Origin of the sequence: Pseudonocardia cypriaca (genome assembly GCF_006717045.1) — a bacterium.
In the GTDB taxonomy this organism is placed as follows: Bacteria; Actinomycetota; Actinomycetes; order Mycobacteriales; family Pseudonocardiaceae; genus Pseudonocardia; species Pseudonocardia cypriaca.
In genome coordinates, this window is sequence record NZ_VFPH01000001.1 from 2418227 (window position 1) to 2439967 (window position 21741).

At 71.6% G+C, this 21741-nt stretch carries 25 protein-coding genes and 2 pseudogenes; 13 read left to right on the top strand and 14 right to left on the bottom strand.

The annotated features are described in order from the left end of the window. Positions 1 to 8: 8 nt before the first annotated feature. Positions 9 to 749, bottom strand: coding sequence for an SDR family oxidoreductase (locus FB388_RS11545; RefSeq protein ID WP_142100199.1), 741 nt, complete (start codon positions 747 to 749; stop codon positions 9 to 11). 60 nt (positions 750 to 809) lie between these two features. Between FB388_RS11545 and FB388_RS11550 the strand changes: the two genes are divergently transcribed. Then, positions 810 to 1370 (top strand): TetR/AcrR family transcriptional regulator, encoded by a 561-nt coding sequence (locus FB388_RS11550; RefSeq protein ID WP_246121832.1) that lies wholly within the window; start codon positions 810 to 812, stop codon positions 1368 to 1370. A gap of 58 nt (positions 1371 to 1428) precedes the next feature. After that, on the top strand, positions 1429 to 1812 hold the full coding sequence (locus FB388_RS11555) for a VOC family protein (protein WP_142100203.1): 384 nt from the start codon (positions 1429 to 1431) through the stop codon (positions 1810 to 1812). A 51-nt stretch (positions 1813 to 1863) separates the two neighbouring features. Here FB388_RS11555 and FB388_RS11560 read toward each other — a convergent pair whose 3' ends face one another. Together FB388_RS11560 and FB388_RS11565 are read right to left on the bottom strand one after the other, a co-directional pair. Then, positions 1864 to 3051, bottom strand: a complete 1188-nt coding sequence (locus tag FB388_RS11560; protein ID WP_142100205.1) for an FAD-dependent monooxygenase — start codon at positions 3049 to 3051, stop codon at positions 1864 to 1866. A gap of 8 nt (positions 3052 to 3059) precedes the next feature. Beyond that, the gene (locus FB388_RS11565) at positions 3060 to 4511 is read right to left on the bottom strand and encodes an MFS transporter (RefSeq protein ID WP_142100207.1); all 1452 of its coding nucleotides are present in this window, start codon (positions 4509 to 4511) and stop codon (positions 3060 to 3062) included. An 80-nt stretch (positions 4512 to 4591) separates the two neighbouring features. Here FB388_RS11565 and FB388_RS11570 point away from each other — a divergent pair, with 80 nt between their 5' ends. Further along, positions 4592 to 5227: a TetR/AcrR family transcriptional regulator gene (locus FB388_RS11570; protein ID WP_142100209.1), complete on the top strand. Its 636-nt coding sequence runs from the start codon at positions 4592 to 4594 to the stop codon at positions 5225 to 5227. Positions 5228 to 5267: 40 nt separating this feature from the next. On the opposite strand, the gene FB388_RS11575 is transcribed toward FB388_RS11570, so the two are convergent. Next, on the bottom strand, positions 5268 to 5432 hold the full coding sequence (locus tag FB388_RS11575) for a DUF1059 domain-containing protein (RefSeq protein ID WP_142100211.1): 165 nt from the start codon (positions 5430 to 5432) through the stop codon (positions 5268 to 5270). 49 nt (positions 5433 to 5481) lie between these two features. Here FB388_RS11575 and FB388_RS11580 point away from each other — a divergent pair, with 49 nt between their 5' ends. The 3 genes and pseudogenes from FB388_RS11580 to FB388_RS11595 all read left to right on the top strand — a co-directional run bounded on the left by FB388_RS11580 (position 5482) and on the right by FB388_RS11595 (position 8170). Next, positions 5482 to 6234 carry an AfsR/SARP family transcriptional regulator gene (locus tag FB388_RS11580; RefSeq protein ID WP_142100213.1) on the top strand — a complete coding sequence of 251 codons (753 nt, stop codon included), beginning with the start codon at positions 5482 to 5484 and terminating at the stop codon, positions 6232 to 6234. A 96-nt stretch (positions 6235 to 6330) separates the two neighbouring features. Next, positions 6331 to 7401 carry a class I SAM-dependent methyltransferase gene (locus tag FB388_RS11585; RefSeq protein ID WP_142100215.1) on the top strand — a complete coding sequence of 357 codons (1071 nt, stop codon included), beginning with the start codon at positions 6331 to 6333 and terminating at the stop codon, positions 7399 to 7401. A gap of 89 nt (positions 7402 to 7490) precedes the next feature. Then, a pseudogene (locus tag FB388_RS11595) lies at positions 7491 to 8170 on the top strand (SDR family NAD(P)-dependent oxidoreductase). A 32-nt stretch (positions 8171 to 8202) separates the two neighbouring features. On the opposite strand, the gene FB388_RS11600 reads toward FB388_RS11595, so the two are convergent. Beyond that, entirely contained in the window at positions 8203 to 8640 is a 438-nt protein-coding gene (locus FB388_RS11600; protein WP_142100221.1) for a universal stress protein, read from the bottom strand. A gap of 3 nt (positions 8641 to 8643) precedes the next feature. Beyond that, on the bottom strand, positions 8644 to 10842 hold the full coding sequence (locus tag FB388_RS11605) for an MFS transporter (RefSeq protein ID WP_246121834.1): 2199 nt from the start codon (positions 10840 to 10842) through the stop codon (positions 8644 to 8646). On the opposite strand from FB388_RS11605, the gene map reads away from it, so the two are divergent. Next, a complete protein-coding gene (gene map / locus FB388_RS11610) occupies positions 10750 to 11502 on the top strand; it encodes a type I methionyl aminopeptidase (protein ID WP_246121836.1) in 753 nt (250 codons plus the stop codon). The genes FB388_RS11605 and map overlap by 93 nt on opposite strands. Before the next feature lie 205 nt (positions 11503 to 11707). On the opposite strand, the pseudogene FB388_RS41195 reads toward map, so the two are convergent. Then, positions 11708 to 11935: pseudogene (locus FB388_RS41195) on the bottom strand (transposase family protein); the annotation flags it as partial. Between the two features lie 200 nt (positions 11936 to 12135). Between FB388_RS41195 and FB388_RS11620 the strand changes: the two are divergent. Further along, positions 12136 to 12714 (top strand): VOC family protein, encoded by a 579-nt coding sequence (locus tag FB388_RS11620; protein WP_142100230.1) that lies wholly within the window; start codon positions 12136 to 12138, stop codon positions 12712 to 12714. A 417-nt stretch (positions 12715 to 13131) separates the two neighbouring features. Further along, positions 13132 to 13485 (top strand): VOC family protein, encoded by a 354-nt coding sequence (locus tag FB388_RS11625; RefSeq protein ID WP_142100232.1) that lies wholly within the window; start codon positions 13132 to 13134, stop codon positions 13483 to 13485. A gap of 47 nt (positions 13486 to 13532) precedes the next feature. Here the strand turns inward: FB388_RS11625 and FB388_RS11630 are convergent, their stop codons facing one another. The 3 genes from FB388_RS11630 to FB388_RS11640 form a co-directional block, all read right to left on the bottom strand. Further along, positions 13533 to 14321, bottom strand: coding sequence for a DUF899 family protein (locus tag FB388_RS11630; RefSeq protein WP_142100234.1), 789 nt, complete (start codon positions 14319 to 14321; stop codon positions 13533 to 13535). A gap of 80 nt (positions 14322 to 14401) precedes the next feature. After that, on the bottom strand, positions 14402 to 15622 hold the full coding sequence (locus tag FB388_RS11635) for an RNA polymerase sigma factor (RefSeq protein ID WP_170225577.1): 1221 nt from the start codon (positions 15620 to 15622) through the stop codon (positions 14402 to 14404). After that, the gene (locus FB388_RS11640; protein ID WP_142100236.1) at positions 15619 to 15954 is read right to left on the bottom strand and encodes a YciI family protein; all 336 of its coding nucleotides are present in this window, start codon (positions 15952 to 15954) and stop codon (positions 15619 to 15621) included. Before FB388_RS11640 ends, FB388_RS11635 begins: the two co-directional genes overlap by 4 nt. A gap of 95 nt (positions 15955 to 16049) precedes the next feature. Here FB388_RS11640 and FB388_RS11645 point away from each other — a divergent pair, with 95 nt between their 5' ends. After that, positions 16050 to 16346, top strand: coding sequence for a YciI family protein (locus tag FB388_RS11645; RefSeq protein ID WP_142100238.1), 297 nt, complete (start codon positions 16050 to 16052; stop codon positions 16344 to 16346). Positions 16347 to 16356: 10 nt separating this feature from the next. Here the strand turns inward: FB388_RS11645 and FB388_RS11650 are convergent, their stop codons facing one another. Further along, positions 16357 to 16944: a CGNR zinc finger domain-containing protein gene (locus FB388_RS11650; protein WP_170225578.1), complete on the bottom strand. Its 588-nt coding sequence runs from the start codon at positions 16942 to 16944 to the stop codon at positions 16357 to 16359. Positions 16945 to 17038: 94 nt separating this feature from the next. On the opposite strand from FB388_RS11650, the gene FB388_RS11655 reads away from it, so the two are divergent. Together FB388_RS11655 and FB388_RS11660 are read left to right on the top strand one after the other, a co-directional pair. Continuing rightward, on the top strand, positions 17039 to 17479 hold the full coding sequence (locus FB388_RS11655; protein ID WP_142100242.1) for a VOC family protein: 441 nt from the start codon (positions 17039 to 17041) through the stop codon (positions 17477 to 17479). Further along, positions 17476 to 18042, top strand: coding sequence for a YdeI/OmpD-associated family protein (locus tag FB388_RS11660; protein ID WP_246121838.1), 567 nt, complete (start codon positions 17476 to 17478; stop codon positions 18040 to 18042). The genes FB388_RS11655 and FB388_RS11660 overlap by 4 nt, the downstream gene beginning before the upstream one ends. 33 nt (positions 18043 to 18075) lie before the next feature. Here FB388_RS11660 and FB388_RS11665 read toward each other — a convergent pair whose 3' ends face one another. After that, positions 18076 to 18552, bottom strand: a complete 477-nt coding sequence (locus tag FB388_RS11665; RefSeq protein WP_142100244.1) for a CAP domain-containing protein — start codon at positions 18550 to 18552, stop codon at positions 18076 to 18078. A 70-nt stretch (positions 18553 to 18622) separates the two neighbouring features. Further along, complete coding sequence (locus FB388_RS11670; protein ID WP_142100246.1) at positions 18623 to 19801, bottom strand: aminotransferase; 1179 nt, start codon at positions 19799 to 19801, stop codon at positions 18623 to 18625. A gap of 62 nt (positions 19802 to 19863) precedes the next feature. Here FB388_RS11670 and FB388_RS11675 point away from each other — a divergent pair, with 62 nt between their 5' ends. Then, a complete protein-coding gene (locus FB388_RS11675; protein ID WP_246121840.1) occupies positions 19864 to 20811 on the top strand; it encodes an EamA family transporter in 948 nt (315 codons plus the stop codon). 22 nt (positions 20812 to 20833) lie between these two features. Here FB388_RS11675 and FB388_RS11680 read toward each other — a convergent pair whose 3' ends face one another. Further along, positions 20834 to 21709 (bottom strand): LysR family transcriptional regulator, encoded by an 876-nt coding sequence (locus tag FB388_RS11680; RefSeq protein WP_211361859.1) that lies wholly within the window; start codon positions 21707 to 21709, stop codon positions 20834 to 20836. Positions 21710 to 21741 lie beyond the last annotated feature (32 nt).

The following is a 21741-nucleotide window of genomic DNA, read 5'->3' on the forward strand; positions in this document are numbered from 1 at the left end:
CGCGGGCTCTAGCCCTGGCGGGTCGGCCGGATGGTCAGATCCCCGATCTCGACGTCGTCGGGCTGGTCGATCGCGAACGCGATCGCCCGGGCCACTGCCGTGGGGTCGATGCCCAGATCGGCCATGTTCCGCTTGACCTCCTCACGGACGGCCGGATCGTCGACGGCGTTGTCGATGAGCTCGGTGCGGACGTAGCCAGGGGAGATCGACGTCGTCCGGAGGACCCCGTCCGTGCTCTCCTGCCGCAGGCCTTCCAGGAGGGTGCGCACCGCGTTCTTCGTCCCGGCGTACACCGCCTGGGTGGGCACGATCTTCAGGCCGGACGTCGAGACGACGGTGACGAGGTGGCCACTGCCCTGGCGGCGGAACACCGGCAGCGCCGCCGCGATCCCGTGCAGGACCCCCTTGACGTTCACGTCGACCATCGCCGACCAGCCCTCGACGTCCAGGTCGGCGACGGTGCTGATCCTGGTCACCCCGGCGTTGCCCACCAGGACGTCCAGGCGGCCGAAGCGCTCCACCGCGACGTCGACGAGCGACCGGAGGTCGCCGGGCTCGGTGACGTCCACGCGAACGGCGACCGCTTCGCCTCCTGCGGCCTCGATCTCGGCGACCAGGCGGTCGAGCCGGTCGGTGCGGCGGGCGCCGAGGACGACGGGTGCGCCGAGCGCGGCGAGGTGGCGAGCCGTCGCCTCACCGATCCCGCTGCTGGCGCCGGTGATGGCGACGACCTTGCCCTGGGTGGTCATGACGATCCCCCTGCGTAGAATGGACACATGTCCGGTTACTCCGACGACCATAGCGGACACGTGTCCGATTCAGTCAAGGGGCGGCGTGCGGACGCGCAGCGCAACCGCGAGCGGATCTTGCAAGCGGCCCGCGAGCTCGTGCACGAGCCGGGAGAGCTGAAGCTCAACGCGGTCGCGAAGGCCTGCGGCGTCGGACAGGGCACCCTCTACCGGCACTTCCCGACGCGGGAGGACCTCCTCGCCGAGGTGTACCGCCGGGAGATGGACGAGCTGGTCGCCGCGGCTCCGCGGCTGCTGGAGACCCACGAGCCGCTGGACGCGTTGGCGGCGTGGTTCGACCGGGTCGCCGCGTACGCCCGGGTCAAGCGCGACGTGTTCGCCGCCGTCGAGGCGGGCATCTGGCGCGACCTCGCCGCCCACAGCCTCGGCCCGATCGGCGAGGCGGTGGAACTGCTGCTGGCCGCCTGTCGCGAGGCCGGCAGCGTGCGCGTCGACGCCGAGGCCCGCGACGTCATCGTGCTCATCAGCTGGTTGTCACGGCTGGACGACGCCGAGCTCGACGCGCGGGGGCCGCGGTTGCTGGCGATCATCGTCGACGGCCTTCGCGCGCGTCGCCCCTGAGTCCGGCGCTCGCAGGTCGCGCGAGCCGCAACCGCTGAGGTGCTGCCAGGATCCCGGCATGCGGATCAAGTGGCAGGTCGTCACCTTCGACGCGGCGGACATCGAGGCCGAGAGCGCATTCTGGGCCGGGGTCCTCGACGGAGAAGTCGACCGCGACGGTGACTGGCACATGGTGATGGTCGGCGGGGAACCTCGGATCGGTGTACAGCTGGCGCCCGATCACGTCCCCCCGGACTGGCCGAACGGTGCGCCGCCGCAACAGATCCACCTCGACCTGTGGGTCGAGGACTTCCCGTCGGCCCATGAGGCGGTCACGGCCCTGGGCGCCCGCGTCCTGAAAGAGGTCTCGCCGGGCGGTGACTTCCAGGTCTACGCCGACCCTGCCGGCCACCCCTTCTGCCTCTGTTGGACGGTGGATCAGTCAGCCGCCTCCGCGAACTGACCGAGGCCGACGGCCCGGGCCGGCGGCGAGCTGCTCGGGACCGTCCGGCGCCTACCCCTGGAAGGCCGGCAGGGCGAGGGCGGTGTGCGCAGGCCGTCCGGTCTGCGGCGGCAGGCTGGTGAGACCGCGGAGCCGCTCGTTGCGTCGCGCGAGGTCCTCGGCGGTGACCGGGAAGAGCGCGGCGGCGCCCTTGCCGACCTGTGCCTGGTTCAGCTCGACGAACGCGCGGGTGTCGCGCTCGTAGGCCGCGAAGGCGGCGGTGTGGTCGCGGTGGGTGGCAAGCGTTCCGGCGAGCATGTAGGCGCCGACGAGCGCGAGGCTGGAGCCCTGCCCGGTCAGGAACGACGGTGCGGCGGCGGCGTCGCCGACGAGCGCGACCCGGCCGCTGGTCCAGCGCGGCTGGCGGATCTGGCTCACGACGTCGAAGAACAGGTCGTCCGCGTCGCGCATGGCGGCGACCATCGTCGGGATCTCCCAACCGTCGTCGGCGAAGGCGGCGGCGACGAGGTCGCGTTGGGCCGCTGGGTCGCGGAAGGCGTCGTAGGGCGGGTCCGGGCGCGCGAAGATCAGGAAGCCGTGCAGCTCGTCGCTGTCGCGGACCGCGTAGAGCGCAGCACCCCGGCCGGGCGTGCTCCAGAGCATCCCCTCGTGGGAGAGCCCGAAGCCGTTCGGCATGGTGAACCCGGCGAAGCAGTACCCCAGGTAGTGGTGGAAGCGCTGCTCGGGGCCGAACACGAGCTCCCGGGTCCGCGAGTGCAGGCCGTCGGCGCCGACCACGAGGTCGAAGCCGCGGTGGGCGCCGCTGCGGAAGGTGACGTCGACGCCGTGTTCGTGCTGGGTGAGGACATCGACGGAGTCGTCGAATACGAACTCGACGTCGTCGGCCACCGCCCGGTACAGGACGCTCGTCAGGTCCCCCCGCCGCACTTCGAGGTCACTTCCCTCGACCCCACCGGTCACCGCCTCGGGACGGACCGCCGCCACCGTGCTGCCGTCGGCGTCGAGGAAGGTCAACCGCCGAGACTCGATGTGCGCCTCCTGCAGCTGCGGCAGGAGCCCCATCCGCCGGGTCACCTCCAACGCGGTGCCCCGGACGTCGATCGGGTACCCGCCGCCGCGGACCCCGGTGGCCTTCTCCACCACCGTGACCGCGAACCCGTGGCGGTGCAGCCAGTACGCCACGGCCGGGCCGGCGATGCTCGCGCCGGAGACCAGGACCGTGCCCTTCGTCGTTGCCATGTCTCTCCTCAACTCCTCGACTCCGCGCGGACCGATCGCGGTCCACGCACCAACCGGACGGCCAGCACCGCGGCGGCCGCGAACGCGACGGCAGCGATCGCGATGCAGCCGAACACCCCTGCGGCCGTGTTCACCGGGTCGCCGTCGACGACCACGGCGGTGGAGGCCAGCACCGCCGCACCCACGAAGTTCAGGACCACCGAACCGATCGCGATCACGACCATCACCAGGCCGGCCACGACGCCCTGCCGGTCGGCGGGCGCCAGGCTGCCCGCCATGTTGAAGCCGGCCGTCCCGAGCGCTCCGACCGTGAGACCCAGCAGGAACGCGGAGGCGAGTGCGGCGGGTAGCTGGGATGCCCCGAGGAACATCCCGAGGATGCCCACCAGCCCGAGCAGCACGGCACCGGCCAGCGTCGCGGCCGGCCCGATGCGCGTCGCGAGCAGACCGGACAGCGGGCCCCCGAGCGTGACGCCGATCGCGGGCAGGGCGAGCAGCAGTGCCACCGATCCCTGGTCGGCGAGCCCGTAGCCGAGCTGCTGGCCCGCCGAGACGTCAGCGATGAGCGGGATGAGCTGCAGCACGCTCTGGTACGAACCGGCGGCGAGGAAGAGGACGAGCAGCGTGAGCACCAGCGGTCGTCCGAGGTTGCGGACGTCGATCAGGGGTTCGGGTTTGCGGCTCGACACCAGGAACCACCGGGCCAGTGCCGCCGCGCCGGCGACGAGGAGCGCCAGTGGACCGACCGCGAGCCAGCCGAGCGCCGACCCGAGGCTGATGTAGCTGAGCACCCCGGCCAGACCGCTGCCGAGGAGCAGTGCACCCGCGACATCGATCCGGCCTGGCGTCCTGACCCGGGACTCGGGGATGACGAGGACCACGCAGATCGCCATGGCGGCCGCGACGACGGCCGCGACCACGAACAGGACCTGGAAGCCGAACTCCGCGGCCAGCCGCTCGACGAGGAAGCGGGAGGCGATGTTGAGCACCGCGGAGCCGGAGGTCACGATGCCCACGACGACCATCGCGGTGCGGTGCGCGAAGACGTCGCGCACGATCGCGACGGCGAGGAACATGGCGGCCACCGCCGCGCCCTGCAACAGGCGTCCCGGCACGAACACCCAGATGCTGGGGGCGACGGCGCACACGACGGCGCCCGCGCAGCTGACGAGCAACGTCAGCACGAGCACCTTGCGCTTGCCGTGGATGTCGGCGCTCTTGGCCAGCAGCGGGGCCCACAGCACTCCGGCGAGCAACGCGCTGGCGTTGAGCCACGCCGCCTGATCGGTGTCGAAGTGGTCGAGCATCTCGGGGAGCACCAGCAGTGGGGCGGTGATCGCCGAGTCGACCATGAAATTCACCAGGGCCAGGACGGCGACCACGCCGACGAGGCGCCCGCTCCATCCGGTGTGCAGTCCGGCACCGGTACGGCCGGTACTGCCGGTGCTGCTGTCCTGCATGAAGGGCTCCTCACTGAGGTGGGTTCGCAAAAGCGAAACTACACCGTGCGGTGTGGAGTGCCTGAGAATACGATGAGGGCGTGGCGACCCCGAGATCGGCCTGGCTGACGCCGAGCCGGCGTCGGCAGGCCGAGACCAAGCGGACGGCCATCCTCGACGCGGCCGAGGAGCTGTTCGTCTCCTCCGGGTACGAGCTCACGAGCGTCGACGCGATCGCGGCGCGGGCCACGGTGTCCAAGCGCACCGTCTACGACCACTTCGGGGACAAGGAGACCCTCTTCCGCAGCGTGCTCGCGCGGGTCAACGACGCCCTGGTCGCGACCGTGCGTGCCGCCACCGAACAGGAGCTCACCGAAGGTCGCGACCTGCGCGACGCCCTGCTCGCCTTCGCGCAGCGGTTGACGATGGAGGCCATCCCGTCGTCGACGTACGCGGCCTACCGGCGCCTGAGCGCCCGCACGTCCCCGGCGCCGCGACTGCCGAAGGCGGCGGGCGAGGAGGCGCAACGGATGCTCGAGGAGCGGTTCGCGCAGCTCGCGGCGAAGGGCGAGCTCGCGGTGCGCGATCCGCGTCGTGCCGTTCAGCACTTCGTCGCCCTGACGATGCGCCTCGCCCTGGACGCGATGGACCAGGACCCGGCCGGCACGGTGAGCAGGCCGGAGCTCCAGGAGATCGTCACCGATGGGGTGGACGCGTTCCTCCGCGCCTATCGCTGACCCGCAGCGCCGGGGGCGGGCGGCTGGACCGGAAGCCCGGTCAGTCCGGAACGAGCTCGATCCAGTCCCGCACGTCGTCGGCCGTCTCGGTGGCGCCCAGTTCGGGGTGCTCGGCCGCGACGTGAGCCAGGATGAGTGCGATCACCTCGTCGTCGTCCTGTCCGCGAGCCGTGTATCCGCACTCGCAGCGCACTTGACGGGTCATCGGGCTCCTTCGGCCGTATCGTCCCCGGTCTAGCGCGGAGGTGAGCGCGGTGCAAGACGTCGCCGGCGGCGCGCGGGTCCAGTTGTGCGGCCTCTTCGCCGTGGTGCTGGGCGGGCACGAGATCGACCCGCGCCAGCTCAGCCGCCAGGCGCGCCTGCTGTTCGCGTACCTGGTTCTGCGGCGCCCGCAGGCGGTCCCGCGGGAGGCGCTGGTCGATGCGCTGTGGGCCGATGCACCGCCACCGTCGGCCGGCGCCGCGCTGACGGTGGTGATCTCGAAGCTGCGCGCGGCGATCGGCGCGGACGTCGTACGGGGTCGCGGGCAGCTGTCGGCGGTGTTGCCCGAACCGGCGGTGGTCGACGTCGAGCAGGCGATGGCGGCGCTGCACACCGCCGAGTCGGCTGTGGCGTCGGGCGACTGGCGGCGGGCCTGGTTCGCGGCACTGACCGCGCACTTCGTGACGCGCCGGACGCTGCTACCGGAGGCGACGAACCCGTGGGTCGAGGACTGGCGCCGGAGGCTGGCCGATGCGGGGGTCCGCGCGCTGGAGAGCTACACGACCGCCTGCCTGCAGCTGGGCGGCTCGGAGCTGCCGGCCGCCGAGCGGGCCGCGCGCGAGCTGGTGGCGACCGCGCCGCTGCGTGAGACCGGGCACCTGCTCCTGATGAGAACGCTGGCCGCACGGGGCAACGAGGCCGAGGCGCTGGCGGCCTACGAGCAGCTGCGCATCCTGCTCCGGGACGAGCTGGGCACCGTGCCCGGCCCGGCGGTGCAGGGCTACCACGTCGAGCTGCTCCGCTGACCGGGGCGGCAACGTTCGGACAAGGTGTGGCCAACCCGCGACCAATGTCGGTGGCGACGCTGGGGTCACCACTCCAGCGAGCACCGAAGAGGCAGCATGACCACCACCTCGCCCCGCACCTCGACACAGAGCCTGGACGACCTGCTCGCGCAGTTCGTCGGTGATCTCGGCGCGACCATGGCGGCCGGGAACGTCGTCATCGGCGACCGACTGGGCCTCTACCGCGCACTGGCCGACGCCGGTCCGCTCACCTCGGCCGACCTGGCGAGCTACACCGGCACGTCCGAGCGGTACGTCCGCGAGTGGCTGCGCGGCCAGGCCGCAGGCGGCGCGATCTCCTACCGTGGCCACACCGACCAGTACTGGATGACGCCCGAGCAGGCGCTCGCCTTCGCCGACCCGGACGGGCTGGTCCTGCCGGGCGCGTTCCAGCTGGCCGTCGCGTGTCTGGCCGATCTCCCGGCGATCACCGAAGCGTTCCGCACGGGCAGCGGGGTCGCGTGGGGCGACCACCACCCCGAGGTCTTCACCGGGTGCGAGCGGTTCTTCCGGCCGGGCTACTCGACGAACCTGGTGAGCTCGTGGGTCCCGGCGATCCCCGGGTTGACCGAGCGGCTGACATCGGGCGTGGCGGTGGCGGACATCGGGTGCGGTCTGGGCGCCTCGACCCGGATCCTGGCCGAGACGTACCCGGCATCGACCGTCGTGGGCTTCGACAACCATCCGGAGTCGATCGAGCTGGCCCGCTCGATGACCGCAGCGGCCGGGCTCGCCGACCGCTGCAGCTTCCAGGTCGCACGGGCGCAGGAGTTCCCCGGCACCGGGTACGGGCTGGTGACCAGCTTCGACTGCCTGCACGACATGGGTGATCCGGTCGCGGCCGCCCGCCGGGTCCGCGCGGCGCTCGCGCCGGACGGCGTCTGGATGATCGTCGAGCCGTACGCCGGAGCCTCGGTCTCGGAGAACCTCACGCCGGTCGGACGCGTCTACTACTCGTTCTCCAGCTTCCTGTGCGTCCCGCACGCGGTGTCCGAGGGCGCCGAGGACGCGCTGGGCAACCAGGCGGGGGAGGGGGCCGTCTCCCGAGTGGCGGAGCAGGCGGGCTTCGGCCACGTCGAACGCGTCGCCGAGACCCCGTTCAACATCGTCTACGAGGCTCGGGCATGAGTGGCACCGGTCCGGACCCGCTGGCCGCGTTCCGGCTGGACGGCCGAGTCGCGCTGGTCACGGGCGCCTCGTCGGGCCTGGGTGCGCGGATGGCGGGCACCCTGGACGCCGCAGGGGCCGATGTCGTGCTCACCGCGCGGAATGCCGACCGCTTGCGGCACCGGGCGTCCACTCTCACCGGTTCGCCGCTGGTCCTCCCGGGAGACCTCCGCGACCCCGGGTTCCGGGGCGCCCTGATCGACGCCGTCCGGGACCGGCACGGACACCTCGACGTGTGATCAACAGTGCCGGCGTCTGCGACGACGGGGCCCTGGAGACCCAGTCGCTGAGCGACGTCACCGAGATCGTCGACCTCGATCTCGTCGCGGTCATCGATGTGTGCCGGCTCGCCGGGCCACTGCTGTTCGGCCGCCCCGGGGCCGCGATAATCAACATCGCGTCCATCTTCGGCATGATCAGCTCCGGGGGCGGGATGGCCGGTTACCACGCGGCGAAGGGCGGCCTGATCACCTTCACCCGTCACCTCGCGGAGCAGTGGGGCGGGCGCGGCGTGCGCGTCAACGCCGTGGCGCCCGGGTTCTTCCCGACCCCGCTCACCGGCGAGCTCGCCGATCCCGACCAGCGCCGGCGGATCAGCGGCCGAACACTGCTGGGGCGGGTCCCCGACATCGCCGAGCTCGACGGACCGGTGCTGTTCCTGGCGTCGGATGCGGCGAGCTACGTCACCGGGCACGTGCTCACCGTGGACGGCGGCTGGACCGCCGCCTGACCTCCGAACTCACCCGCAGAACGGAGGAGAGGTCAGCGCACGACCACCACCGGGCATTCCGCGTGGGCCACGATGTGCTGGCTGACCGAGCCGAGCAACATCCCGGCGAAGCCCTCGCGACCCCGTGCCCCGACCACCAAGAGGTCGGCCTCCTTGGATCGCTCGATCAACACCTTCGCGGGGCTGCCCTCCGCGATCGAGGTCCGCACGTCGACGGCGGGCGTCCTCGGGGTGAGCTCTGTGGTGAGCCGCTCGAGCATGGCGAGGGCGTCGTCCTTCGGCTGGGTCTCGTAGCCCTCCGGGGCGAGCGACCCGTAGGGCGGGGCCATGAACAGCGCAGGCCGGTGCCACGCGGTGACCGCGGTGAGGGAGGCGCCGTGGTGCGTGGCCTCGTCGTAGGCCCACTGCAGGGCGACTCGGCTGTTCTCGGACCCGTCGACCCCGACGATGATGAGCTTGATCTCGGGCATGGCTCAGACCTCCTCGTGGAGTGCCGAGGTCTGGACGACGAGCACGTCGCAGACTGCCTTCTTCACGATCTCGCCGGGCACCGACCCGAGCACCTCGCCCTCCCTGGCGCCGAGGCCGCGGTTGCCCACGACGATCAGGCTGGCCGGGTTCCGGCCGGCCACCCGCAGCAGGGCCTCGGCGGGCTTGGCGGCGACGACGACCTGCTCGATGTCCCGGATCCGCTCCGAGGTCAGCTCCTTCACCGACGTCCGCATGGCGTCCCTCGCCGCCTTCTCGCCGTACAGCAGCCGGCGACCGTCGACCTGCTCCTTCCGCTGGGCATCGGTACCCGGGTCGTACGCCGAAACGACCACCATCCTGGCTTCGGCGGCGGCCGCGACCTCGTGCGCCCTGGCCACGGCGTACAGCGCGGAGGGGGAGCCGTCGGAGCCGACCACGACCCGGTCGTACACCGTGATCTCGCGGCGCCCGGCGAGCGGCACGACGGGGGACTCCTCGTCCGCGCGCGGCGCGTTGACCCACAGCATCGCCATGGCCGCGAAGAGGAGCAGTACCCCGGCGAGCATGATCGCGTTGGTGCCCCTGCTGTCGAGGAAGTTCTCGAAGATCCAGCCGAATGTGATCGTCTGGATCAGCATGGGAACCACGATCATCATGTTCAGGATCCCCATGTACACGCCGGTGCGTTCCCTGGGGACCATGCTCGCGACCATCAGGTACGGCACGCCGACCATGCTGGCCCAGCAGATACCGAGGCCGATCATCGGCACGAGGGTGAGGATCTGGTTGTTTATCTGTGACAACGCGGCCAGTGACAATCCGGCCAGCGCCAGGGTTCCCGCGTGCACCCGCTTGCCGCCGAAACGCTGGCACAACGGCAGCAGGAACAGGGCGGAGATCATCGTGACGAAGTTGTACGCGCCGTTCATCAGCCCGGTCCAGCCGGCAGCCTCTTCGTAACCGGGGGTGTCCGGGGCGGCGTTGAAGACCGATTCGGCGACGCTGACGCTCACGAACTGCCAGTAGATGAACATCGCGTACCACTGGAACAGGAATGCCAAGCCGATCTTGTGCATGCCGATCGGCATCACCTTCACGGCCTCGGCGATCTCCGCGATCGTGGCGACGGGACCCTTGGACTTCGACCGGATCTCCGCCAGCTCCTCGTCGGTGGGCGGGATCTCCTTGGTCCGGACCATGGCGATCGAGATCGTGACGAGGCAGCAGACCGCTCCGAGCCAGAAGCACACGAAGACCCAGTAGGGCACGCCGGCGTCGGTGGCACCGGTGATGGCCTGCTGGAAGACGTACAGCGACACGTTCGCCAGCACCGCCCCGGCGCCGGTGAACAGGCTCTGGGTCAGGAAGCCGCGGGGGATCTGCGTCTTGCGCAGCCGGTCGGAGATCAGCGCCCGGTACGGCTCCATGGCGGTGTTGTTGCCGGCATCGACCAGCCAGAGGCAGATCACGGCCATCCACAGCGCGGTCACGACCGGGAAGAGGAACAAGATGATGACGCACACCAGGCCGCCGCCCAGCACGAACGGCTTCCGCTTGCCCCACCGGGGGCTCCACGTCTTGTCGCTCATCGCGCCGATGAACGGTTGGATCAGAAGTCCGGTGATCGGGCCGGCGATGTTGAGGATCGGCAGGCTGTGAGCATCGGCGCCCAGTAGCAGGAACAGCGGGTTCACGGCGGTCTGGGTGAGCCCGAAACTGAACTGCACGCCGAAGAACCCGAGGTTCATCCACGCGATGTTGCCGGCTGACATCAGCGGACGGCGCTCGTCGTCCGATCCGACTTCGGTGACTTCCGCAACGTTCACGGCCATCGAACTCGCTCCTTTGCGGTCGGATCGAAAGCGCGACGAAGCGGCCAGTCGGATCGAAGCGGATGCGACGGCGCCGTCGTCCTGCACGGTAACCCGGCAGTGTGTTGTGCGCCACACATAGCAGCTGGTGCTCCGGCGTCCGGGCCTGCCGACCGCCCCCGTTGGGGTGGTATTAGTATACCGACCTGCTGCGGTATAAAAATACCGTCGGCTGGCCTCGTCCTTCCGGGAGAGACGCGCATGATCGAGCTGAAAACGCCCACTGAGATCAAGAAGATGCACATCACGGGCCAGTTCGTGGCCCAGGTCCTGACCGAGCTCCAGGGCCTGGCGCAGGTGGGTGTCAACCTCCTCGATCTCGAGCACCACGTTCGCCGCCGCATCGACGAGCGCGGCGCCGAGTCCTGCTACTGGGACTACGCGCCGTCCTTCGGCAGCGGCCCGTTCCGCAACGTCGTCTGCCTGTCGGTCAACGACGCGGTCCTGCACGGGCTCCCGCACGACTACACGCTGCGCGACGGCGACGTCCTGAGCATGGATCTGGCCGTGGGGATCGACGGGTGGGTGGCCGACTCGGCGATCACGGTCATCGTCGGAACCGCTGCGGAGGATGACGTGCGGCTGGTCCGCGCCACCCGGCTGGCCCTCGAGGCCGCTGTCGAGGCGGCCCGGCCGGGGAACCGGTTGGGTGATGTCTCGGCGGCGATCGGGGCCGTGGCCGACGCGCACGGATACCCGGTGAGCCTCGAGTTCGGCGGCCACGGACTCGGCCGCACCATGCACGAGGATCCCCACGTCCCCAACAAGGGGCGCCCGGGTCGGGGTCTCGTCCTCCGGCCGGGCCTCACGCTCGCGCTCGAACCGTGGTTCGCCGCCACGACCGACCGGATCGCCTTCGACGAGGACGGGTGGACGATCCGCTCGGCCGACGGCTCACGCACCGCGCACTCCGAGCACACGATCGCGATCACGGAAGACGGCCCGCTCGTGCTCACGCGGCGGGACGACGAGCGACCCCCGGACGCTTGAGCCGGTACGGCACGGCGCCCAGGGCCCCGGCCTAGTTGATGTTGCAGTTATGTGAGCAGTTCGATGGCTCGCAGCGGGGCCGGTGCCGGTGCGGATCTGGGACAGGTCTTCGGCGAAAGTCACGTCGCGGACCCAGTGCAGCTGGTTCTCGATGTGCCAGTGCCCGCGGATGATCTCCGCCAGCCTGGCCGAGCACGGCCCACTCCGAGATCGCCACGTAGGAGCGTGCCCCGGCCAGGACCGCGCACGCCGCCGTCGCGAGCACGGTGATCAGTTGGTGGCGCACGTCGCGGGACTTGCGCGGATCGCTCACCACCGACAGCGCGAACAGCAAGATCCTCACCGGCCGGGTCGGCAGCGGCGTCGGTCGGGACCGCTGCCGAGTCGCTACACGCGGCCAGCACGGTGATCGGGGAAGTGGGCAGGCGGACACGGCAACCTCCGGTGATCAAGCCGGCGTAGGAACCCGTGATGATCACCGAGGCGGCCGTGTCCGCCCTACATCATCACCGGCGTGTCACCGCTCCAACGCGTCGTTCTGCGCGACTTGGCCAGGCCCTGGGGGCTGTAGTGCTGTTCGCATGGGCAAATAGCTCGGTGTCGTTTCGGCAGGTCCGGGCTTAGGTTCGGGCGGTGGCGAACGAACTGACCATTCCGCTCCTGCCCTGTCCATCCATCGACGAGATCACGTCGTTCTACGAGATGCTCGGCTTCGAGATCACCTATCGGCAGACGCGGCCGAACCCGCACGTCGCGGTGCGACGGGAAGACATCAATCTGCACTTCTTCGGGATGGACGACTACGACCCGGCGCAGTCGTACAGCTCGTGCCTGGTCATCGTGGCGGACACCAGCGAGCTGTTCGAGGCCTTCGCGGCGGGGATGCGGTCCGTGCACGGAAAACTGCTCGTCTCCGGCATCCCGCGCATGACCCGGCCGCGGGTGCGCAACGACCGGTACACCGGGTTCACCATCGTCGATCCGGGTGGCAACTGGATCCGGATCCACAAGGCCGCCAAGGAACCCGAGGCGCAGACCAAGCTCGCCAGAGCCATGGAAAACGCCGCGAGGCAGGCGGATGCGCGCGGCGACGAACGCCAGGGGCTGAAGATCCTGGAAGGCGCGTTGAAGCGGGCGACCGGCGATGAACCGGAGTTTCAGGCGGTGCGGGAGTACCGCGACGAGCTCGTCGAACGGGTCAAAGGGGTCTGAGCCGCGTCCAGGCACTTGAGCGCGGCCCTGGCCACCTCGGGGTCGTAGGTCGTCCGAAGGGGGGAGTGAGGCGCGCAGGAAGCCGCCGTGCAGATCCTCACCGGCCGGGTCGGCAGTGGCGTCGGTCGGCACCGCTGCCGAGTCGCTACACGCGGCCGGCACGGTGATCGGGGAAGTGGGCAGGCGGACACGGCAACTCTCGGTGATCAAGCCGGCGTAGGAACCCGTGATGATCACCGAGGCGGCCGTGTCCGCCCTACATCGTCACCGGCGTGTCACCGCTCCGGCACGCCGTTCGGCTCGACTTTGCCGGGCCCCTGGCACGGCGCCGCCGGCTCGTGATCGAGGGGGCTGCCGGGTGGCAGAGCTTCCGATTCGTCCAAGCCCCCGGGACTGCGCAGCTGCCACGCTGTCGGAATGATCAAAAGAATCGTCGCCTACGCCGACGGGGACGACCTCGCCGCGTCCCGGGACTTCTACGTCGATGTCCTCGGGCTCCAGGTCGCGATGGAAGACCCGATCCTCGGTCTCACCTCGCCGACCAACCCCACGGCCCAGATCCTCATCCCTCCACGAGGGATGGAGAACCCGCCGCCGCGCTTCGGGATCGACGTCGGCGACCCGGACGCGGTGGACGCCGCGCATGCCGAGGCCGTGCGCCGCGGACTGCGCGTCGTGTACCCGCTCACCGACGAGTGGTGGGGCGTCCGTCGCTTCTTCGTGGAGGATCCCAGCGGCACCGTGGTGAACGTGCTCGCCCACCTGTCCTGACCCGGGTGACCGTCGCGCCGTTGCTCAGGCGCCCGCGATCGGTGATGTCAGGAATGGCAGCACCCGGACGTCGGCGAGGCCGCGGGGTGCGCCTCGGCACCACCGCCGGTCAGGTCGTCGGAGTGGCCGGCCCCGAGGCGTGACCAGTGGGCGATGGGACGCCCGTCGGTCCGCAGGTTCGTGCCGTCGACCAGCCACTGCTGCGGCCATCCGCCAGGGGAGTCCTCCCACGGCTCCTGGCGGCCGTACGCGGTGAGGTCCATCAGCGCGTAGCTGTAGTCCATGGTCTCGACGCCGCGGATGGTGGTCCAGTAGGTCTCGAAGACCCGGTCGCCCTGCCGCAGGTAGCACGCCAGGTACATCCGTCCGACCTCGCGGCCGGCGAGCAGGGTGCCGGCCGAGTCCTGCACGGAGTACCAGGGCATCGTCCAGCCCATGAAGTCGTGGTAGCGGATGCTCTCGGCGTAGGGGCCCTGGCAGAAGACGGCGTAGGAGATGTCGCGGGAGTGCAGGTAGGACAGCTCCGCGACCTGGTGGGTGTAGAACGTGCAGCCCTCGCACTGCTCGGCCGCGGGGCGGCCGTGGTGCCACATGAAGTAGTAGGCGATGAGCTGGGTGCGTCCCTCGAACACCTCCAGCAGGGGGACCGGGTCATCCGCGCCGACCACGGCGGTGGTCGGGTCGACCTCCACCATCGGCAGCCGCCGCCGCGCCGCCGCGATCGCGTCGCCCTCGTGGGTGTGCGCCTTCTCCCGGGTCCGCAGCTCGTCGATCGCGGCCTGCCAGGTGGCCCGGTCGACCACCTCGGGCGCCGGCCGGGTCGGGTCGGTGCTCATGTCTCTCTCCCTCGTCTCGGTGGTCCGTCGTCCCACCGACGAAGGGTTCGGCCCGGCTTCGACATCGGGCCCCAGGATTTTCAGAGCGCGCGCAGGCGGCCCGTCAGGTAGCGGCGCTCGGCGTCGGTCGGCGCCATCGCGATGGCCTCGGCATAGGCGGCGCGCGCCTCGTGTGGCCGGCCCGCCCGGCGCAGGAGGTCGGCACGGGTCGCGGGGAGCAGGTAGTAGCCCTCGAGCCGGCCCGACGCGCTGAGCTCGCCGACCAGGCGAAGGCCGGCCTCCACGCCGTCGGCCATCGCGACCGCCACCGCCCGGTTGAGCTCCACCACCGGGGACGGCGCGAGCCGCGCCAGCTCCGCGTACAGGGTGGCGATCTGCGGCCAGTCGGTGCTCGCCGCGTCCGGCGCGGTGGCGTGGCAGGCCGCGATCGCGGCCTGCACCTGGTACGGCCCGGCCCGCCGCATCGCGAGCGCCTGGTCGAGCACCGCCACCCCGTCGGCGATGAGCGCACGGTCCCAGCGGGATCGGTCCTGGTCCTCCAACGGCACCAGCACCCCGTCCTCGGTGCGCGTCGCTCGGCGCGCTCCGTGCAGCAACATCAGCGCGAGCAGCCCGCGCGGCTCCGGCTCGTGCGGCATCAGCCCGACCAGGACGCGGGCCAGCCGGATCGCCTCACCCGTGAGATCCCGGTCGCCGTCCTCGTCGTAGCCCTGGTTGAAGATCAGGTAGAGCACCGCGAGGACGGCGTGGAGCCGCTGCGGCAGCAGCTCGGCGGGCGGCACCCGGTACGGGATGCCGGCCTCGCGGATCTTGCGCTTGGCCCGTGCGATGCGTTGCGCCATCGCCGGCTCGGCCGACAGGAACGCGCGCGCGATCTCGCCGGTGCTCATCCCGGCCAGCGTCCGCAGGGTGAGCGCGACGCGGGCCGGGAACGGCAGCGCGGGATGGCAGCAGGTGAACATCAGCCGCAGCCGGTCGTCGGGGATCTCCTCCGCCTGCGGCTCGTCGCCGGGATCGCGCTCCAGGACCGCGGCCTCGCGCAGCTTCGCCGCAGCGGCCGCGGCCCGACGGAGCCGGTCGGTCGCCCGGTTGCGCGCGGTCGTCGTGAGCCAGGCGCCCGGACGGCGCGGCACGCCGTCGCGCGGCCACGTCGCCACGGCGGCGGCGAACGCCTCCTGCGCGCAGTCCTCGGCGAGGTCCCAGTCGCCGGTCAGCCCGATCAGGGTGGCGACCACCTGGCCCCACTCGTCCCGGTACGCCGCCTCGACCGCCGCGCCGACGGGCCCGCCGGGCCCGCTCACTCCCAGACCGGGCGGATCTCGACGCCGCCCCGGCGCGCGAAGGGGTGACCGGCCGCGATCGCGATGGCGTCGTCCAGGTTGTCGCAGTCGACCACCACGAAGCCGCCCACGAAGTCCTTGGTCTCGGCGAACGGGCCGTCCGACACGAGCGTCTCGCCGTCGCGGACCCGCACGGTGGTGGCGTCCACCACCGGCCGCAGCCGCTGACCGGCGAGCATGCCGCCGCGCCGCTGCACGTCCTCCCACCACGCCTGGTGCACCGGATCGGCCCGCAGCTCCTCGTTCGACGGCGGGTCCGACTCGTCGTCGCATATCAGCAGCACGTACTTCATGACGCGAGTCTGCCCAGAAGCCATCGGCAGGGCAGGTCGAAGATGCTCGTGCCCGCGGGCTGTCCCACCGCGTGCCGGCGAACCAGAATGGGGGAATGACGATCTACGCGGTCACCTACCGGTACTCCGACGACGTCGCCACGCGCGACCGGGTGCGTCCCGAGCACCGCGAGTACCTCCGCGGGCTCGCCGACCGCGGTGTCATCCTGCTGTCCGGCCCGTTCGGCCCCGACGAGCCCGCCGGCGCACTGCTGATCTTCCGCGGCGAGGACGAGGCCGAGGTGGCCGGGTTGATCGAGAAGGACCCGTTCAAGATCACCGGCGTGATCACCTCCGCCGAGATCGCGGAGTGGACTCCGCTGATCGGTCCGCTGGTCTCCGGCATCTCGTGACGCCGGGCCGCTAGGCGCTCGCACGGCGCGCGGCGTTGCGGGCGCGCCGCCGTTCGACGAACGCGCGCTGCTTGGCCGCGGCCCCGCAGGCGCTCATCGAGCACCACACGCCGGAACCGTTGCGGGAGCCGTCGTAGAAGGCGGCGCGGCAGCGCGGCTCCCGGCACACCTTCAGCCGCTGCCACGTCCGGTCCCGGCTCGCGGGGACGGTCGCGGCCAGCATGCTCGCCAGCATCCGCCGCACCGGGGACTCGTCCCGAGGCCGTAGCTCCGGCTCGCCGTCGGTGAAGGACACGTGCACGGCGAGCTCGGGTGCGACCTGTTCCAGCCGCTGGAGTGCGGCGTCGTCGACGGGCTGCTCGGCGTCGTTGTGGCGCGCCAGAGCTGCGCGCAGGCCCTCGCGGACGGTGAGCGCGAGCGCCAGCTCGGTCGCCGTGACGGCCTCGTCGGCGACCGGCGCGCCGTGCTCGCGGCACCAGCGGGCGAGGTCGGCCGGGGTCTGCAGGCCCTCGTCTCCGCCGCCCGCGAGCCGCCCGAACCAGGTGTTGACGAGTGCCTGGACGAGGACGAGTGGGGCGGGGGCGTCTGGTCTGCTCACGTCGCCGATGTTACCAGTGTTTGTTATTGACTGGTCACACTGTGACCGGCTAACGTCCTTCACTGGTAACACCGTCCGAGCCGGGAGAGAACCGATGTTCCGTGGATTCGCCACCCTGAACCTCTACGCCGACGACATCGCCGCGGCTCGCGACTGGTACGCCCAGCTCTTCGGCGTCGAGGCCTACTACGCCTACCCGCCCGCCCCGGCCGAGCCGGCATACGTCGAGTTCCGCATCGGCGACGACGGGGACGAGATCGGCTTCATCGACCGCCGCTACGCCCCGCCCGGGGAGCCCGGGTCGCCCGGCGGCGCGGTCATGCACTGGCACGTCGACGACCTGCAGGGCGCCGTCGACCGCCTGCTCGCGTTGGGTGCCACCGAGCACCAGCCGATCACCGAGCACGGCGACGGCTCCGGCTTCGTCACGGCGTCGGTGGTCGACCCGTTCGGGAACGTGCTCGGGGTGATGCACAACCCGCACTACCTCGAGGTGTTCGCGCGTCGCGAGCAGGCAACGGCCTCGTTGTCGTGAGCGCCGCCGTCATGGGAGCGGACGTCATCGAGCCGGCTTCGTGCGAGCAGTGGCGGGAGTGGCTCTCGACCCACGCCGCATCGGCGGCGGAGGTATGGCTCGTCATCCCCCACGCCCGTAGCGGCCGGCCGGGCATCAGCCACCGGGAGGCGATCGAGGAGGCCATCTGCTTCGGCTGGATCGACAGCCTGGCCCGCCGCCACGACGACTCCTCGTGGCGGCAGCGGTTCAGCCCGCGGCGGCCGACCGCCGCCTGGAGCAAGGTCAACCGTGAGTTGGTCGAGCAGCTCACCGCGCAGGGCCGGATGACGCCCGCCGGACAGGCCATGGTCGACCTGGCGAAGCGGACCGGCACCTGGTCGATGCTCGCCGACGCACAGGACGGGGTGGTTCCCGACGACCTGCGGGCCGCGCTCGACGCCGATCCGGCGGCGGCCGCCGGCTTCGCCGCTCTGTCCCCATCGGTGCGTCGGGCGGCGCTGGAGTCGATCGCGCGGGCGGTACGCCCGCAGACCCGGCAACGGAGGGTAGCCGCGACCGTCGCCAGGGCGAGGGCCGTCTGAGGGCGTTGCGCCCGGTTTGCGGCGTGCGAACGATCAGCCGCCGAAGTCCTGCACCCAGTAATGGCCGTTCGGCGAGTAACCGACGCCGATGTGGGTGAATGCGCAGTCCTCGAGGTTCTCGCGATGCCCCGCGGAACGCATCCACACATTCATGACCTCGGCGGCACTCGCATAACCGTGCGCAAGGTTCTCGCCCGTGACGGTGTCGTAGCCCGCCGATCCGATCCGCTCGTCCGACGACGTCCCGTCGCGGTCTTCGTGCTCGAGGTAGCCGTGGCGCGCCATGTCGGTGGCGTGTTCCTGGGCGATGGAGCGCAGCCGTTCATCGACCTTCACCGGGGCGCATCCCGCCTCCTGGCGGATCGCGTTGGTGCGCGCGATGACGTCTGCTGCGGCGTTCCCGGCCGAGCTCGCGGCGTGGGCGGCGGGAACGGCGGCCGCGGCGGCCCCGCAGAAGAGCAGCGGAACGAGCGCGATGCCGATAACGGTTCGGCGACCGAGGCTGGCCATGGCGGAAAGCTAGCAGCGGCGTTCCGACCCGAAAGAGAATCGGGCGTCATCCGGAAAGGAGCGCCGGTGGTCACTGCGCGTGACGGTCGGCACGCTCTCCGGCCGCTGTGAGGCGGTCGGCGAAGTCGCTGAGCGCGTCCTGGTCGGCGTTGCTGAGACTGACGCGGAACGTGCCGCGGTCGTCCGGGAGGAAGGCGGTGCCCGGGATGACGAGCGTGTCGTGGTCGACGACGAGCTCGCGCACCACGTCCTCGGTGGGACGCCCGGGGAACGGGTGCCGGAGCCAGCCGAACATGCCGCCCGCGGACAGCAGTTCGAAGCCGCCGGGCCGGTCGGCCATCACCGTCCGGAACCAGTGCCGGCGGTGGGCGATCTCGCCCGCCTTCTCGCGCCGCCAGTCTTGGGCCTTGGTGAGGCCGGCCCACGCGGCCTCCTGGCCGATCCGCGGCGCGCAGATCGCGACGCAGTCGAGCAGCTTGGTGACCTCCCGGCCCAGGTCGGGGGACGCGACGAGGGCGCCGACCCGGTAGCCCGGGATGGCGAAGTCCTTGGAGAAGCTGTGCAGGCTGACGACGGTGCTGGACCACTCCGGGTCGGCGAAGAGGGCGTGCGGCGGCTCGTCGGTGTCGCGGAACGACCGGTAGGTCTCGTCGAGGATCAGCGCGACGTCGTGCCGCGCCGCCACGTCGGCCAGCGCCGCGATCCGCTCCGGCGAGGCGGTGGCGCCACTCGGGTTGCCCGGCGTCACCAGGACGATGGCCCGGGTCCGCGGGGTGATCACGGCCTCCGCGGCCTCCGGGGTGGGCACCAGGTCGGGGCCCGGCTCGAGGTGCACCGGCACGATCCCGGACATCCGCAGCCACATGTCGTGGTTGAAGTAGTACGGCAGCGTCAGCACCACCTCGTCGCCTGGCGCGGCGAGCGCCGACGCGACGAGGCAGAACGCCTGGTTGCAGCCGGCGGTGACGATCACGTGCTCGGCCCGCACCCGCCCGCGGTACGAGGCGGACAGCTCGGCCGCGAACGCCTCTCGCAGGTGCGGGAGCCCGGCGATCTCGACGTAGTCGGCGCCGCGGGGATGGCGGGCGGTTGCGACGACGTGCTCGAGCACCTCCGGCGCGGCGGGGTACTGGGGCGCCGCCTGGGCCAGGTCGAGCAGCTCGCGCTCCTTCGCCCGGCGGTCGAGGAGCGCGTACGCCATGCCGATCGGCGAGTCCGTCGCCTGGACCGTCCAGTGGTTGAGTCGCACGCGCTCCTTCCTACATGGGCGCCCGGCGGAATGCCGCTGCTGCAGTCCGAGTTGTGCGTGTGGTGACAGGGGGACGGACGGGGGTCGGCCTTGCGCTCGCGGTGGTTTCCGCCGCCACGTTCGGGCTGTCGGGGCCCTTCGCGAAGGCGTTGACGGATGCGGGCTGGTCGGCCAGTGGAGCCGTGCTCGTCCGGATGGGCGGGGCCGCGGCCGTCCTGCTGGTGATCCTCGCGCTCACCCGCCCCGGCGTGCTCGCGGCGATCCGCGCCGACGCTCCCGCGCTGGTTCTGTACGGAGCCCTCGCGGTGGCAGGCGTGCAGGTGGCGTTCTTCAACGCGCTGCTGTACGTGCCGGTCGCGATCGCCCTCCTGCTGGAGTTCCTCGGCCCGATCCTGGTGCTCGCCTGGGTGTGGCTGGTGCGGCGGGAGCCGCTCGGAGCGCGCACGATCTTCGGCGCCGTGGTGGCGCTCTTCGGGCTGTCGCTGGTGGTGCAGGTCTGGACCGGGGTGGAGCTGCGCTGGGAGGGCATCGCATGGGGCCTCGCCGCCGCGGTGTGCCAGGCCTCGTACTTCCTGCTCGCCGACCGCGCCGGCAGCTCCACGCCACCGCTCGTGCTCGCGGGGGTCGGGATGACGCTGGGCACGGTCGTCGTGGCGTTGCTCGGGCTCGTCGGCGTGCTGCCGGTCGTGATCGACACCGCTGCCACCGGCGTGTTCCTCGCCGGCGTGGACGTCGGCTGGCCGGTTACGGCGGCGCTGCTGGTGCTCGTCTCGTCGGTGATCGCCTACCTGGCCGGCGTGGCCGCGATCAGGCGCATCGGCGCATCCCGCGGGTCGCTCGTGGCGCTGCTCGAGGTCATCGCTTCCGCGGTGGCGTCGTGGTTGCTGCTGGACCAGGTGCCCACGCCGGTGCAAGCGGTGGGCGGGGCGCTGATCCTCGGTGGCGTCGCCCTGACGATCACCACCCGGCGACCTGCCGCCGTCGAGCCCGAGGTCATGCCGGCGGCGTGAGCCGCGGTTTCCCCGGCCCGCGCTACGGCTGCACGAGGTCGAGAAGGCCGTCCAAGGGCGCCGACATCGCGTCGGGCCGCCAGATCGCCGCGAGCTCCAGCCGCTGGGTCGCGTCCGTCAACCGCCGGAGCGCCACCCCCTTCCGGTGGAGCGCCGCGGCGGAGGACGGGACCACCGCCAACCCGATGCCGGCGGCCACCAGACCCAGCACGGTCTGGACCAGCCACACCCCGCGCTGGGCGATGCGGGGCGTGACGCCTGCGTCGGCGAACAAGGCGGTGATCGCGGCGTGCAGGCCGGGCACGTCGTGCCGTTCGGGGAGGACGAACGGTTCCCCGGCGACGTCGGCGAGGGCGATCGCGGACGCCGTGGCGGCCGGGTGGGCCTCCGGGAGTGCGAGCAGGAGGTCCTCGGAGGCCAGGCGGCGGTGCGCGAGATCGGGTTCGCTGATCGGCAGGTAGAGCACGGCGACGTCGAGGCGCCGCTCGTGCACGGCGCGCAGCAGGGCGTCGGGGGCCATCTCGCGCAGGGTCAGCTCGACCACCGGGTGCGTGGCGCGGAACTCGCGCAACAGGTCGGGCAGTACCCCACCCATCGCCGACGGGACGAACCCGACCGTGAGGCTGCCGACCGTGCCGTCCCCGACGCCGCGCACCATCCGGACCGTCTCGTCGAGGTCGGTGAGCAACCGGCGGGCCTCGGGCAGGAGCGCCGCGCCTGCGGCGGTGAGCCGGATGCTGCGGCGGGAGCGGTCGAAGAGCGGGGTGCCGATCTCCTTCTCCAGCAGCGCGATCTGCTGGCTGAGCGGGGGCTGGGCCATGTGCAGGCGCTGCGCGGCTCGGGTGAAGCTCAGCTCCTCCGCGACCGCCACGAAGTAGCCGAGCCGCCGGTACCGCACGAGCCGATCCTATATGCGGTTCGTCTTGGTAC